Below are 13,410 nucleotides of genomic sequence, written 5' to 3'. Positions count from 1 at the left end.
CGCACACCGACGGACGTCGCAGCCCACCTCGACCAATACGGAACCCACCTCCCGACCCGGATCAAACCCGCATGTTGATTCTCTGCGGGCCCTTATGATGCGGTGCGCGATTCGGCCCTGTCCCCGGTCGAGTCGCGGAAGTTCATCCTGCGGATGTTGGAGGAAGTGCCGTGCGGGCCATCGACCTGAGCAACGTGACGTGGCGCAAGAGCAGCTACAGCAACTCCGACGGCGGCCAGTGCGTCGAAGTCGCCGACAACATCCCTTCCGTCATCCCTGTCAGGGACAGCAAGGACACCACCCGCACCCCCCTCCTCTTCGGCGCGGGCGCCTGGGGGGCGTTCGTCGACGACGTCAAGCGCTGAATCGTGATCAAACCGCGCTACAACTCCGTGTGCATGCCATGAGTCTCCTGTGGAGCGCGGGTGGGCAACCCGCGCTCCCATCCTGTAGGGAGACGTCTTGGAATCACCTGAAAGACCGGGGCGCCGGGGCCGGACCGCCGCGCTGATCGCGGGGGCCGTCGGCGCCGGCGTCGTCGCTGGGCTCTGCACCGGTTACGTCGTCCAGGCCGGTCGGCCGCCCACGAGGCTGCCCTCGCTGTCGCAGCCCGTCGTCCCTCAGGGCAAGGGCACTGTCGAGCCTCTGTCGGCGGCGGACGACCGCCGGGTGAAGACCGACGGCGACCTGCGCAAGCTGCTGCTGAAGCGGCCCAAGGGCGCGCGGGTCACCGACTTCGGGAGTGCCGACGGCTGGATGGACCTGGCCGACTACGCGAGCGCCTTCAAGAATCCGACCGGGGCCTTCAAGGACGAGCTGAAGAGCGAGTTCCGGCGCGCGGCCCAGACCACCTGGCAGACCGGCACGTACGACGTCGAGATACGGCTCGTCCAGTACCACCAGGTGTCGGCGCCCGGCGCCGCCAAGCATGTGGAGGAGCAGCGGTACTGGGCCGAGCGGGATCCGGACACCGGCAGCTCGCCCATCCCCGGCACCGGCGACGGCATGGTGTTCGTGCACCGCACGCCCAAGGCCGAGAGCGGCTACCTGCCGGTGTACTCGGCCGAGGCGCTCGCCTCGCGCGGTGACATCTACATGGACATCTGGATCACCGACACCAAGCCGATCCCCGAGAACGAGATCATGGAACTGGCGAAGCGGCAGGTGGCCCAGCTGTGAACGAGGCTGTGAACGAATCCGCCGAGCCCGAGACGCCGCCCGCACCGCCCGCAGCGCCCGCACCGGCCCCCGCCAGGCGGCCCGTGGGCCGGATCGTCGCCGTCGCACTGCTGGCCCTCGCCGTTGTCGGCGGGCTCGGGTTCACCGCGGTGACGGTCGCCGGTGCCGACCGGGATCCCGGCAAGCCCGTCTTCACGTTCCCCAAGGCCTCCGAGGGGGGCGAGAAGGACCAGAACCCCCAGGACGACCAGCAGGGCAAGGACGTCTCGGGGCTGCGCGGCATGCTGATGCCGTACGAGAAGGGCGTGTCCTACGGCTACGGCCAGGGGCCGGACATCGGCGAGTTCGGCCCCGACGTCGCGCTCGACGGACGCGAGGCCACCGCACTGCGCAAGCAGGAGATCCACGGCCTGCCGCCGGCGACCCGGCGGGCACTGGAACAGGTGATCGACAAGGAACACATCCAGGGCATGGCGATGCGCAGCTACGCCCCGTTCGACAGCGAGTACGGAGGCCTCGACAAGCCCTTCACGCTCACCTTCGAACTGGTCCGGCTGGCGAACCGCGACTCCGCACGCGAACTCTCCACCAGCCGGAACGAGGTCTTCAAGGCCCTCGGGGTCTTCCCCAGGGGGCCGGAGATCCAGGGCCACACGGACGCGGCCTGCTTCCGGATGCCCAAGACGGGCGACGAGAAGACCGACCGCATGGTCTGCTCCGCCTCGGTGGGCGACGTGCTCGTCACCGTCAACGCGGCCGGGACCCGCCCGCTCGACACCGACCACATCGCCGTCTTCGTCGGCAGAGAGCTCGACCGCATCAAGGACAAGGACCCGGGGAAGGCCGTATGAGCGAGCAGCAGATTCCCGTCGCCCCCGTGCTGCCGGAGCCGGAGCAGGAGCCCGCGGCGCCCGCGGGCAAGGACCGCCCGGTCCTGCGGGCCGTCCTGCGCTGGACCGCGGCCCTCGCGGTCTTCGCGGTGGCCGGCACGTCGACGGCGTACGGCATCACCCGGGTGGAGCGCACCGACCTCCCCGGCCTCGCCACGCGACCGGACGGCCGCTGGGACTACCCGCGGATCGTCCGTCCGCCGCTGCCCGCCGGCCGCCCGGCCCCCTTCGCCCGCAACAACGCGGCGGACATCCACTACGCCGACCTGCGCACACTGGTGCTGTCCGCGCCGAAGGGCGCCAAGGCCGTCCCGGCACTCGCCGGCGACCGCGGATGGACCAACCCGAAGGTGTTCCTCGCGGAGTACGCGAGCAAGGACGACCGGGACGCTCTCCAGGGCGAGCTCACCGACCACGGCCTGCGGCACATCGCCGCCCGCGGCTGGACCATGCCGGACGGCACCCGGACCCGGATCTACCTGCTCCAGTTCGAGACCGGCCTGATCGCCGGCGAGGTCCAGCAGGACGAGTTCACCGGCTACGACGACCCGCCGCTCGCCCTGCGCGGGGCTGCCGACAACGCGATGGACGAGTCGTACCCCGCGGCCGCCACCGCCGACGGGAACAGCCTCGTGGAGGAGTTCGCCGAAAAGCAGCCGTACGGTGCCGAGCAGGTGCGGCAGGCCTACATCTCCTCCGGCGACGTCATCGCACTCGTGGTGCAGTCCCGCGCGGGCGGTGCGAAGGAGATCCCGTTCCAGCAGACGGTGGTCCTGCAGCAGCAGCTGCTCGGCTGAGGACCCGGACAGCGCACCTCGGCAAGAGTGCCGGGTCCCGGCCGCGTAAGCTGAGCCCCGGCTCTGTCGTACGCCCACCCTCGCTCAAGGAGCACCCGTGGAGATCTTCTTCGAAACCCTGCTGGTCCTGGTCTGCGTCGGCGTGCTCGCCTTCGCCGCTCTGGCAGTGAAGAAGCTGTACCAGGGCCAGCGCTGAACCTCACCTAGGAAAGCTTTCCGCTCATGATCGAGATCCCGTCCGACCTGCACAAGGACCTCGTCCCGCTCGCCTTCCTGCTCGGCAACTGGGCCGGCGCGGGCGTGCACGACTTCCCCGGCGCCGAGAAGTGCAACTTCGGCCAGGAGGTCAGCTTCACCCACGACGGACGGGACTTCCTGGAGTACCACTCCCACACCTGGGTGCTGGACAACGACGGCAACAAGGTCCGCCCGCTGGAGTCGGAGTCCGGCTTCTGGCGGATCGACGCCGACCGCAAGGTCGAGGTGACGATGACCCGCGACGACGGTGTCATCGAGATCTGGTACGGCGAGATGGCCGACAAGAAGCCGCAGATCGACCTGGTCACGGACGCCGTCGCCCGCACGGCCGCCGCCCGGCCGTACAGCGGCGGCAAGCGGCTCTACGGGTATGTGAAGAGCGACCTGATGTGGGTCGGCGAGAAGCAGACGCCCGACGTCGAGCTGCGCCCCTACATGTCGGCCCATCTGAAGAAGGTCGTCACCCCCGAGGACGTCGAGCGCTGGGCCAAGGCCCTCCCCGACGACATGCCGGACGACGGCATCGCGTTCTTCAAGTGACCAAGGCCGGGTAAGGGCCTTTCCTGATCACACGCGGCTTCACACGCGTCCCAGCAGCCCACCTGCGAGACCGCCGACGAGACCGTCCTCCGCGTCCATGTCGTCGTCGGCGGACTTCGGCTTCGGGTCGTGCCCGGGGTGGTTGCGGTGGTTGTCGGGCCGGGACCAGATGTCCCCGGCGGCGGGCTGGCCGGCGGCCGTGGGCCCGGGGCGGGCGGACGCCGCGGTCGCGCCGAGCGTGGCGAGCAGGACAGGGGTGGCGACCGCGAGGGCCAGGATTCTGCGGACGTGCATGGATACCTCCGTGTTGGGGGCGACAGGTCGCCGCGAAGCTACCCACGGAATTCATCCTGAATAACGAATTATCGAGCTAACCACTCATGCGGCCGAAGAGGACCGGCTCCCGGTGTGACGGGCGTGGTTCTAGACTCGTCGGTGTGGTGAGCACCGACTGGAAGAGTGACCTCAGGCAGCGTGGCTACCGGCTGACGCCGCAGCGGCAGCTCGTGCTCGAAGCCGTGGACACCCTTGAGCACGCGACCCCCGACGACATCCTCACGGAAGTGAAGAAGACGGCGTCGGGGGTCAACATTTCCACCGTCTACCGGACCCTGGAGCTGCTGGAGGAGCTGGGTCTGGTCAGCCACGCCCACCTCGGGCACGGGGCGCCCACCTACCACCTCGCCGACCGGCATCACCATCTGCATCTGGTGTGCCGGGACTGCGAGAGCGTGATCGAGGCCGATGTGGCGGTCGCGTCGGAGTTCACCGCCAAGCTGCGGGCGCAGTTCGGGTTCGACACCGACATGAAGCACTTCGCGATCTTCGGCCGCTGCAAGGACTGCTCCCTGAAGAGTTCAACTACCGCGTCGTAGGCTGGCCGTATGAAGAGCCCTCTGCTGTCCCTGCCCGGCGCCGTCCCCGCCGAGGGCGTGGACGAAGGTGTCGCCGCCCACTACGGCGACCTGTTCCGTGAGCAGCGTGCCCTCGCCGAGGGCAGCGGCTTCGTGGACCTGTCCCATCGCGGCGTCGTCACGGTCACCGGTGACGACCGGCTGAGCTGGCTGCACCTGCTCCTCACCCAGCACGTCAGCGAGCTGCCGCCCGGCGAGGCCACCGAGGCGCTGATCCTGTCCGCGCACGGGCACATCGAGCACGCCCTGTACCTGGTCGACGACGGTACGACGGTGTGGGCGCACGTGGAGCCCGGGACGCGGGAGGCGCTCCTCGCCTACCTGGAGTCGATGAAGTTCTTCTACCGGGTCGAGGTCGCCGACCGGACGGACGACTTCGCGGTCGTCCACCTGCCCGCCGGGTCCATCGCCGAGGTGCCGGACGGCGTCGTCGTACGGGAGACGGCGTACGGGCGGGACCTGTTCCTGCCGAGGGCCGACCTGGAGTCCTTCGCGGCCTCCCACGGGCCCGCCGCCGGGCTGCTCGCGTACGAGGCGCTGCGCGTCGAGCAGCACCGGCCCCGGCTCGGCTTCGAGACCGACCACCGGACCATTCCGCACGAGCTGGGCTGGATCGGTACGGCGGTGCACCTGCAGAAGGGCTGCTACCGGGGGCAGGAGACCGTGGCCCGGGTGCAGAACCTGGGCAAGCCGCCGCGCCGGCTGGTCTTCCTGCACCTGGACGGGAGCGACGTCCATCTGCCGGGCGCGGGAACCGAGATCCGCCTCGCGGACGACGGGCCCGACGGGCGCAGGATCGGGTTCGTGACGACGTCCGTACGCCACCACGAGCTGGGGCCGGTGGCACTGGCGCTGGTCAAGCGCAATGTGCCGGTGGACGCGCGGCTGATCGCCGGTGACACCGCCGCCGCGCAGGAGGTCGTGGTCGAGCCGTAGGCCGGCCCTGGGGCGTCGTCACATCTCCAGCAGCACCGTGAAGGGGCCGTCGTTCGTCAGGGACACCCGCATCCGCGCCCCGAACCGGCCCGTCGCCACCGTCGCGCCGAGGGCCCGCAGTTGGGACACCACCTCGTCGACCAGGGGCTCGGCGACATCGCCCGGGGCCGCCGCGTTCCACGTGGGGCGGCGGCCCTTGCGGGCGTCGCCGTAGAGGGTGAACTGGCTGATGGCCAGCAGCGGGGCGTCGACGTCGCTGCACGACCGCTCGTCCTGGAGCATGCGGATCGACCACAGCTTGCGGGCCAGCTGGGCCGCCTTCTCCTTGGTGTCCTCGTGGGTCACCCCGACCAGGACGCACAGCCCCTCGCCCTCGATCGCGCCGACCGTCTCGCCGTCCACGACGACGCTCGCGCCGTCCACCCGCTGCACCACCGCTCGCATGCGGACCATCATGCCGCGTGTCCCGCTCGTGGTCACAGGCGGCCCATTATCAATCCTTACCGCCCATCTGGGGCTGTTCGGGGGCACTCGGTCACATTGCGGTCGGTCGGGGTGGCACGATGCTTACCACACGCCGGTCGAGGGGACGGTCACGATGAGCACACCTAGTACCAGCGGGCGGCTGGAGCTCCAGGGGGTCCAAGGGGTCCAGGGGATGCCGGAGGTGACGTACCGGGCGCCCACGCAGCGCGCCGACAGTCCGTCGAGCCCCGTGCTGCCCGCCGAGCCCCGCGAGCGCGAACTGGCCCGGCTCGGCCTGCCCGAGCTGCGCACCCTGCGCCGGGACGCCCAGCGCGACGAGGCGGACCTCAGCTATGTGCGGCGACTGCTCCAGGGGCGGATCGACATCCTGCGCGCGGAGCTGTGCCGGCGCGGCCGGGCCTCGGTGCCCGCGCCGGCCGACGGCTCGGTGGTGGACCGGCTCCCGGAGATCCTCAAGGACGCCCCGGCCCGGTACCGCTCCTCGGCCCGCCATGTCACGCTCGGCACCCCGCACAACGAGGAGTACCGGCAGCTGGCCGCCGAGATGCTCGGCGAGGTCGAGCTGAGCGATCTCGCGGCGCGGACCGATCTCGAACTGAGCAGTGCCATGGGGCGGTTGGTGCGCTACGAGCAGGAGGTCTCGCAGCGCCGGCAGCGGCTGCAGCAGACCACCGACGAGTGCAGCGGGGAGATCGCCCGCCGGTACCGGGTCGGCGAGGCCACGGTGGACGACCTGCTGAGCTGAAAAGGGGGCGACGCCCGGCGGGTCGTGTGCCTATCGTGAGGTGATGAGCGACCTGGTGATACGCGCTGTCGGCGAGTCCGAGTACGAGAACTGGCTGCGGGCCGTGAGCACCGGGTTCCTGAGTCCGCCCACCGTGAGCGCGGACCAGCTGGAGCGCAGCCGCCGCACGGACGCCGAGGCGTCGGCCCGGCGGACCGGCGCCTTCGACGGCGACCGGTGCGTGGCGACGCTCTGCTCCTTCCGGCAGGAACTCACCGCCGTCGGCGGCGCGTTCGTCCCCGCGAACGCCGTCTCGGGCGTCACCGTGAGTCCCACGCACCGGCGCCGGGGCCTGCTCACCCAGATGCTGGGCCGGGACCTCGCGGCGGCGAAGGAGCGCGGTGACGTCGTCGCCACGCTGATCGCCGCCGAGTACCCGATCTACGGCCGCTACGGCTTCGGCCCGGCGGCCTGGTCCGTCAAGTGGACCGTCGAGGCGCTCCGGGCGGGGCTCGACCGGCGCTGGGCCGGGCCCGAGGACGGGGGCCGGATCGATCTGGCCGACGGCGCCGAGGTGCGCACGCTGGGGCCCGCGCTGCACGAGCGGTTCCGGGCCGCCACGCCCGGCGCGGTCAGCCGTGTCCCGGTGTGGTGGGACCTGACGACCGGCGTCCTGCGCTCCGGCCCGGACTGGACCGAGCCGTACTACGCGGTGTACCGCTCCGCCTCAGGCGAGGTCGAGGGTCTGGTGTCGTACCGCACGGCGGAGCACGACTGGCCGGGCAACCAGCCGGGGGACACCCTGGCCGTGAACTGGATGCTCGCCACCACCCCGGCCGCCGAGCGCGCCCTGTGGCACTTCCTGTGCTCGATCGACTGGGTGGCCCGGGTGACCAGTGACCGGCGCGCCCCGGACGACCTGCTGCCCCAGTTCCTGCCCGACCCGCGCGCGGCCCGCCTCACCGAGCACACGGACTGGCTGTGGCTGCGGATCCTGGACGTCGTACGGGCCCTGGAGGCACGGACGTACGAGGCGGCGGGGTCTGTGGTCCTGGAGGTCGCCGACCCGGAGGGGCCGGCCGGCGGGCGGTTCCGGCTGGAGGCCTCGGCGGACGGGACGGCCTCCTGCACGGTCACGTCCGCGAGCGCCGATCTCACCCTCGGCGTCGGCGAGTTGAGCAGTGTGTGGCTCGGCGGGGAGTCGCTGCGGCGGCTCGTGGCGCTCGGGCGGGTGCGGGAAGAACGAGAGGGCGCCGCCCGGAAGGCCGACGCCCTGTTCCGCTCGCCCGGGCTCCCGTGGTGCCCGGACCTCTTCTGACGGGTCCCTTCTCCCGGCTGCCCTGACTGTTCATGGCTGTTCATGACTGCTATCCGTAGCGAGCTGTTCAGTTGTGGCTGTGCTGTGCGGTGTTCAGTTGTGGCTGAGCTGTTTGTCTCATGTCCTGTTCAGTTGTGACTGTGCGCTTCGGTGGCCGTCCCCTGCCCGGGCTCCCGGCTCCCCTCCGGAGGGAAGCCCGGTCGGCCAACCACTGGGGAAGCTCGACCATGTCCTGCAAGTTGGCAGCCAACTTCACTGTACTTATCTCCGCGCGGAAGCGGCTCATAACCAGCTGTCGCCGAACTGCCGGAAGTTGGCGGGAAGTTGTAGTGTTTGTCCGTGGACCCGGAGCACGTCTTGTCCCATGGACGGACGAGGCCACAGCGGCCCCGCTCGTCCCACCGCGACATCGCCGACGAACTGCGCAGCCGGATCAGGTCCGGCGTGCTGCGGCCGGGCCAGCGCATGCCCACGCAGGCCAAGCTGGCCGACGAGTTCGGCGTCGAGCGCGGGGCCGTACGGGAGGCGCTGCGCATCCTTCAGGCCGAGCAGCTGCTCATCAACGTGTCCAAAGGCAGTCCGGCGACCGTGGCCCCCGCGCTCGGGCCTGTGCCTTTCGTGTCCGGGCCGGCCGCCGCGCCGCAGCCCACCATGGTCGGGCTCACCCCGCGCATCGCGGCCGCCTTCGCCGCGCCGCACGTGCGGATCGACGCGCTCTGCCTGACCTCCGTCTCGCTCACGCTGGCCGTCGGCGAGCCACTGCGACAGATCCACGCGGGACGGCTGAAACCGGCCAAGATCGACGTCCGGGTGCTGCTGCCCAGCCGGGACATCGACCTCGCCTTCCCGGCGCCGGTGGCCGCCGACGACGGGGGTCTGCTGCACCGCCGCTGGCTGGCCCAGCGCAACGCCCAGGGGCAGGTGCTGCGGCAGAACCTGCTGGCCCTGCTCACCACGCACGGCATCGACGTCCGGGTCTCCTTCCGGGCGCTGCCGTTCACCCCGCCTGTGAAGCTGTATCTGCTCAACGACGCGGAGGCGCTGTTCGCGTACTACACGCTCAAGCGCCGTGAGCGGGAGATCGAGCACGAGCATCTGGAGCTGTACGACGCCGACGGCACGCGCTCGGTGCTGTTCGCCTTCGAGGGGGACGCCGGGGCGCGGGACGCGGCGTTCGTGGAGCAGTCCCGGCGGTGGTTCGACGCGCTGTGGGGGACGATCAGTTCGGAGCTGCGGTTCGGCGCGTAGCCGGCGGGCGCGTGGGTGGCGGCCAACTCCGGCCAAGTTGCCGGTGCTTGGCAGCTATGGGCGAACAACTTCTGGGCAACTCTCCCTGGATGGATCAGAGTTGTAGCGTTTGGTCGTGACTCGGGAGTATGTGGCAGTGAACGGCAGCAGAAGGCGCACGCCCCAGGAGATCGCCGACACCCTGCGCGAACGCATCCGCACGGGTGCCCTGCGGCCCGGTGCGCGGCTGCCCACGCAGGCCGTGCTGGCGGGGGAGTTCGGGGTCGAGCGGGGTGCCGTGCGCCAGGCGCTGCGCGTACTCCAGGAGGACGGGCTGCTCAGCGACGTCAGCAAGGGCAGCCCGCCACGGGTCGCCGAGCGGGGCGAGGGCCGGGAGGGGCCGCAGCCGACCATGGTGGCGCTGGCGCCCCGGCTCACCGAGGCGTTCTCGGCGTCGCACGTGCGCATCGACGCCGTCTGTCTGACCGCGCAGAGCCTGATCCCGGCGCTCGGCGAGCCGCTGCGGCTGATCCACGAGGGGCGGCTCAAGCCCGACCGGATAGACGCCCGGGTGCTGCTGCCCGGCCGGGACATCAACCTCGCCTTCCCGGTCTCGGTCGACGCCGGGAGCGAGGAGGACGACGCCGTGCACCAGCGCTGGCTGGCGATGCGCAACGCCCAGGGCCAGGTCCTCCAGTACAACCTCCAGGCGCTGCGCGGCACCCACGACATCGACGTCCAGGTCACGTTCCGGGCGCTGCCGTTCACCCCGCCCGTGAAGCTGTACCTGCTCAACGGGGCGGAGGCGCTGTTCGCGCACTACATGATCAGCCGGCGCGAGGAGCCGACCGACAGCGGGACACTGGAGATGTGGGACACCCTGGGTTCCGAGTCGCTCCTCTTCTCCTTCGAGCGGCGCTCCGGGCAGCGGGACGCCGCCTTCGTGGAGCAATCGCAGAAGTGGTTCGACGCCCTCTGGGAAACCATCACGTCGGACCTGACACTCTCCTAGTGACTTCTGATGCGACTTCTGATGCCAGCGAGATCGAAAAGCTTCGGGAACTGATCACACCGGCCCGCTTCGTGCTGTGGGACTTCGACGGGCCGATCTGCCGGCTGTTCGCCCGGCGCCGGGCCTCGCGGGTGGCCGCCGACCTGGTGGAGTGGCTGGAGCGCCAGGGCCTGCGCGGGCTGCTCACCGACGCCGAACGGGAGACCCTGGACCCGCAGGTGGTGCTGCGCGCGGTCGGCCGCCGGCGCCCGGGCAGCGACCTCGTCGCCGGGCTGGAGGAGCGGCTCACCCAGGAGGAGCTGCGGGCCGCCGCCTCGGCCCTGCCCACGGCCTACGCCGATCCGCTGATCCGCACCTGGACGGCCGTCGGCGCCCGGCTGGCCGTCACCACCAACAACTCGCCCCGCGCGGCCCGCACCTACCTGGACTCCCGCGGCCTCACCGGCTGCTTCGCCCCCCACCTGTACGGCCGTACCGACCAGTTGCACCACCTCAAGCCGCACCCGCACTGCCTGCACCGGGCGCTCGCCGCGATGGGCGCCCCGCCCGGGGCCGCGCTGATGATCGGCGACGCCGTCTCGGACCTGGCCGCCGCGCGCGAGGCGGGCGTCGCGTTCCTCGGCTACGCGCGTAACGAGGGCAAGGAGCGGACGCTGCGCACGGCGGGCGCCGACCTGGTCGTACAGTCGCTCGAACCCGTCCTGACGTTGCTCCGGAGCGGCCGTCCGGTGGGCTAGCATGCCGACGAGTCCGGGCCACCGCCCGGACTCGTGCGCACTCACGGCGGCGCGAGCGGCCGGGTGTGCCCGCGCGCGCAGGGAACGGGTACGAGCCGGTCCTCGGCGGCCGACTCGTGTGTTGCTGGTTCCCTTCCCTTTTGCGCGATCGACCTGGAGCGGCCCGTGGGCGCACCGCCTGTCCCGCGAGCCACGAACCTCGCCGTCCGGGAGCTTGTGACCCGCGCGCTCGCGACACCACCGGCGCGTTCCGGACACCACCACGACGACCACGTCCTGCCGCTGACCGAACCGGCGGCCCGGCTGCTCGGCCGGGCGCCGGGTACACCGGTGACCGTACGGGTGCGGCGGGCCGGTGCGCCGGCGGTGGTGATCCGCACCTGGCCGGGCGAGCCGGAGATCCTGCGGGCGGTCGGGGCCGTACTGCCGCAGGTGCCGCACGTGCTGCTGGAGGGAGCGGACTTCACCGTCCTCAGCCATGTGGCGGGCACCCGTCCCGCGTTGCTCTCGGCGACGGACGTGGCCGGGCTGCTGGCCGCGGTGGTGCAGGTGCGCGGGTCGGCGCTGCCGCCGCTGCCGGCCGGCCGGCCCGGCGACCACACCGATTCCCAGGGGTTCCTGCGCGCCCTCGCCCACCAGGCCGACCAGCAGATCCGCCGCCCCAACTGGCGCCGATACGGTGGCCTGTTCGTGGCGCTCGGGGTGCCCGAGGACGCGTTGCTGCGGTTCGCCGAACGCGTCCCGGCGATGACCCGGCGGCCGTACGGCCTGCTCCACGGCGACCTGCACGGCGGCACGCTGCTCGTTCCCGCCTCCGGGGCCGTGCCGTTGACGTGCGTGGACTGGGAACTCGCCGGGTACGGCGACCCGTTGCACGACCTCGCCGTGCACCTCGTGCGGATGCGGTACGCCGAGCAGCGGTGGCGGGAGGTCGTCGAGGCGTGGGAGGCGGCCGTGCGCCGGGTGCGGCCCGGTGCCGTCGCCGGCCTCGGCAAGGACCTGCGGCACTACGTCGCCTTCGAGCACGCGCAGTCGTTGTACGCCGCCGTGATCCGTGCCGCGCGCTCCCTGGAGGACTCCTTCGACCGGGGCCGTCTGGAGGAGGCGACGGCGGATGTCCGTACGGCCCTGCGCCGGGGCGCGGCCGCGCTGCGGCTCGGCCGGGTGCCGGAGCGGGCCGAGATCGAGAGGGCGCTGTTCCGCCGGGGGGTTTCGAGCACCGCCTCGGCTTCGCCGTCGGCGGCTGACAGTGGTGCCCGTGCGCGCGGGATCGGGTGGATTCCCGATCGGCGGGTGCCCGAGCATCCCGGGTTTCCGCGTTCCGCCGTGCTCGACGCGCTCGCGCTGGAGGGCACCGCGCCGGCCGGGCGGGTGTTCAAGGGGGCCGCTCATCTCAACACCGTGCTGCGGGTGCCCGGCATCGGATTCCCCGTGGTCGTGCGGCGTGCGGTGACCGTCGTGCTGCGGCGTGAGCCCAGCTTCCTCAGTGAGCACGCCGTGCTCGCCGCCATCGAGCGGTCGGGGGCGGCGGTGGCGGCGCCCCGGGTGCTGGCGCTCGGCGAGTCTCACGCCACCGATCCCGCCCATCGCTATCGCGGGGACCGGTTCGCGGTGCACACGTACGAGGGCGGGCGGGATCTCGGGCGCCGGCCCGAGCACCCGGTGCACGGGCTGCGGCCGCACGAGGCGGACTGCCTGGTCGACCAGCTGGCCGAGCTGACGACGGTGGACTACGCCGAGGTCGACCCGGTGGCCGGCCGGTCCGGGTTCCGCGACGGGCGCCGGTCCGGCTTCTACGACTGGCTCAGCGGCCAGCTCGTGGCGCTGGTCGCCGCCCTGCCGAAGGAGTCCCAGCAGGCCGCCCGCTTCCTCGGCCTGCCCGACGCACCCCGGCTGCGCGAGATCCTCGCCCGGCACCGGGTCACCGACCGCGACTCCGCCCTGCTGCACGGCGACCTCAACCCCTGGAACCTGGTCCGCCGCGACGACGGCCCGGCCCTCACCCTGATCGACTGGGAGCTGGCCGTGGTCGGGGACCCGCTGTACGAGCTGGTCCGGCACATGCACCTCACCCCGACCCGGCCGGAGATCCGCGACCGCATGTTCCGCCGCTGGGAGGCCCGGCTGCCCGCGCGGTTCACGAAGAACTGGCAGGAGGACTGGCGGGTGTACCGCTGGATCGAGCTCGTCCGCTCCGCCTACGTCGACCTCGACCGCCTGGTCACCGGCGCGGGCCTCGACGCCCCCAACGTCCGCCGCGCGCTCGACTCGTACGGCATGACCCTCGCCGCCGCCATCGCCTCCCTGGGCCTGTCGTCCCGGCGGCGCGGCGATCCGCGGCTGCCGCCCGCCCCGGCCCGGCCCGCCCGCCCCGGCGGTCCCGCATAGGCTC

The 13,410-nt window shown here is 71.9% G+C and carries 15 protein-coding genes and 1 pseudogene; 14 read left to right on the top strand and 2 right to left on the bottom strand.

The genetic code is table 11. The annotated features are described in order from the left end of the window. Positions 1–93 precede the first annotated feature (93 nt). From ACFC8N_RS09685 to ACFC8N_RS09660, 6 genes and pseudogenes are all read left to right on the top strand, one after another. Positions 94–189, top strand: a pseudogene (locus ACFC8N_RS09685) (XRE family transcriptional regulator); the annotation flags it as partial. Then, entirely contained in the window at positions 171–365 is a 195-nt protein-coding gene (locus ACFC8N_RS09680) for a DUF397 domain-containing protein (protein WP_362816924.1), read from the top strand. The pseudogene ACFC8N_RS09685 and the gene ACFC8N_RS09680, both read left to right, overlap by 19 nt. 97 nt (positions 366–462) lie before the next feature. Continuing rightward, positions 463–1,179, top strand: a complete 717-nt coding sequence (locus ACFC8N_RS09675) for a hypothetical protein (protein WP_376287712.1) — start codon at positions 463–465, stop codon at positions 1,177–1,179. Then, positions 1,176–2,030: a hypothetical protein gene (locus ACFC8N_RS09670; RefSeq protein WP_376287711.1), complete on the top strand. Its 855-nt coding sequence runs from the start codon at positions 1,176–1,178 to the stop codon at positions 2,028–2,030. Before ACFC8N_RS09675 ends, ACFC8N_RS09670 begins: the two co-directional genes overlap by 4 nt. Beyond that, a complete protein-coding gene (locus ACFC8N_RS09665) occupies positions 2,027–2,866 on the top strand; it encodes a hypothetical protein (RefSeq protein ID WP_376287709.1) in 840 nt (279 codons plus the stop codon). Before ACFC8N_RS09670 ends, ACFC8N_RS09665 begins: the two co-directional genes overlap by 4 nt. Positions 2,867–3,088: 222 nt before the next feature. Next, positions 3,089–3,664, top strand: a complete 576-nt coding sequence (locus ACFC8N_RS09660; RefSeq protein WP_376287707.1) for an FABP family protein — start codon at positions 3,089–3,091, stop codon at positions 3,662–3,664. A gap of 39 nt (positions 3,665–3,703) precedes the next feature. Here the strand turns inward: ACFC8N_RS09660 and ACFC8N_RS09655 are convergent, their stop codons facing one another. Beyond that, positions 3,704–3,958 (bottom strand): hypothetical protein, encoded by a 255-nt coding sequence (locus ACFC8N_RS09655; protein WP_362816916.1) that lies wholly within the window; start codon positions 3,956–3,958, stop codon positions 3,704–3,706. A gap of 143 nt (positions 3,959–4,101) precedes the next feature. Here ACFC8N_RS09655 and ACFC8N_RS09650 point away from each other — a divergent pair, with 143 nt between their 5' ends. Then, positions 4,102–4,539, top strand: coding sequence for a Fur family transcriptional regulator (locus ACFC8N_RS09650; RefSeq protein WP_356020427.1), 438 nt, complete (start codon positions 4,102–4,104; stop codon positions 4,537–4,539). 9 nt (positions 4,540–4,548) lie between these two features. After that, a complete protein-coding gene (locus ACFC8N_RS09645) occupies positions 4,549–5,514 on the top strand; it encodes a folate-binding protein (RefSeq protein WP_356020424.1) in 966 nt (321 codons plus the stop codon). A gap of 18 nt (positions 5,515–5,532) precedes the next feature. Here the strand turns inward: ACFC8N_RS09645 and dtd are convergent, their stop codons facing one another. Continuing rightward, on the bottom strand, positions 5,533–5,958 hold the full coding sequence (gene dtd, locus ACFC8N_RS09640; RefSeq protein WP_376287704.1) for a D-aminoacyl-tRNA deacylase: 426 nt from the start codon (positions 5,956–5,958) through the stop codon (positions 5,533–5,535). 154 nt (positions 5,959–6,112) lie between these two features. On the opposite strand from dtd, the gene ACFC8N_RS09635 reads away from it, so the two are divergent. The 6 genes from ACFC8N_RS09635 to ACFC8N_RS09610 all read left to right on the top strand — a co-directional run bounded on the left by ACFC8N_RS09635 (position 6,113) and on the right by ACFC8N_RS09610 (position 13,406). Next, positions 6,113–6,745 (top strand): aerial mycelium formation protein, encoded by a 633-nt coding sequence (locus ACFC8N_RS09635; RefSeq protein WP_376287702.1) that lies wholly within the window; start codon positions 6,113–6,115, stop codon positions 6,743–6,745. Between the two features lie 43 nt (positions 6,746–6,788). Beyond that, complete coding sequence (locus ACFC8N_RS09630; RefSeq protein ID WP_356020420.1) at positions 6,789–8,042, top strand: GNAT family N-acetyltransferase; 1,254 nt, start codon at positions 6,789–6,791, stop codon at positions 8,040–8,042. A gap of 333 nt (positions 8,043–8,375) precedes the next feature. Further along, the gene (locus ACFC8N_RS09625; RefSeq protein ID WP_376287700.1) at positions 8,376–9,290 is read left to right on the top strand and encodes a winged helix-turn-helix domain-containing protein; all 915 of its coding nucleotides are present in this window, start codon (positions 8,376–8,378) and stop codon (positions 9,288–9,290) included. A 136-nt stretch (positions 9,291–9,426) separates the two neighbouring features. After that, positions 9,427–10,281, top strand: coding sequence for a FadR/GntR family transcriptional regulator (locus tag ACFC8N_RS09620; protein ID WP_376287698.1), 855 nt, complete (start codon positions 9,427–9,429; stop codon positions 10,279–10,281). Continuing rightward, complete coding sequence (locus tag ACFC8N_RS09615; protein WP_356020414.1) at positions 10,281–11,018, top strand: HAD-IA family hydrolase; 738 nt, start codon at positions 10,281–10,283, stop codon at positions 11,016–11,018. The genes ACFC8N_RS09620 and ACFC8N_RS09615 overlap by 1 nt, the downstream gene beginning before the upstream one ends. 165 nt (positions 11,019–11,183) lie before the next feature. After that, entirely contained in the window at positions 11,184–13,406 is a 2,223-nt protein-coding gene (locus ACFC8N_RS09610) for a phosphotransferase (protein ID WP_376287696.1), read from the top strand. Positions 13,407–13,410 lie beyond the last annotated feature (4 nt).

This window comes from Streptomyces sp. NPDC055966 (assembly GCF_042269865.1).
Classification (GTDB): Bacteria; Actinomycetota; Actinomycetes; order Streptomycetales; family Streptomycetaceae; genus Streptomyces.
This window is presented reverse-complemented; position numbering and strand designations above follow the sequence as displayed.

What these genes read in the sequence shown, in the direction of transcription:
- ACFC8N_RS09635 (WP_376287702.1), top strand. Translation starts at nt 6,113, where the DNA reads ATGAGCACACCTAGTACCAGCGGGCGGCTGGAGCTCCAGGGGGTCCAA.
- ACFC8N_RS09660 (WP_376287707.1), top strand. Translation starts at nt 3,089, where the DNA reads ATGATCGAGATCCCGTCCGACCTGCACAAGGACCTCGTCCCGCTCGCC.
- ACFC8N_RS09655 (WP_362816916.1), bottom strand. Translation starts at nt 3,958, where the DNA reads ATGCACGTCCGCAGAATCCTGGCCCTCGCGGTCGCCACCCCTGTCCTG.
- ACFC8N_RS09645 (WP_356020424.1), top strand. Translation starts at nt 4,549, where the DNA reads ATGAAGAGCCCTCTGCTGTCCCTGCCCGGCGCCGTCCCCGCCGAGGGC.
- dtd (WP_376287704.1), bottom strand. Translation starts at nt 5,958, where the DNA reads ATGCGAGCGGTGGTGCAGCGGGTGGACGGCGCGAGCGTCGTCGTGGAC.
- ACFC8N_RS09630 (WP_356020420.1), top strand. Translation starts at nt 6,789, where the DNA reads ATGAGCGACCTGGTGATACGCGCTGTCGGCGAGTCCGAGTACGAGAAC.
- ACFC8N_RS09665 (WP_376287709.1), top strand. Translation starts at nt 2,027, where the DNA reads ATGAGCGAGCAGCAGATTCCCGTCGCCCCCGTGCTGCCGGAGCCGGAG.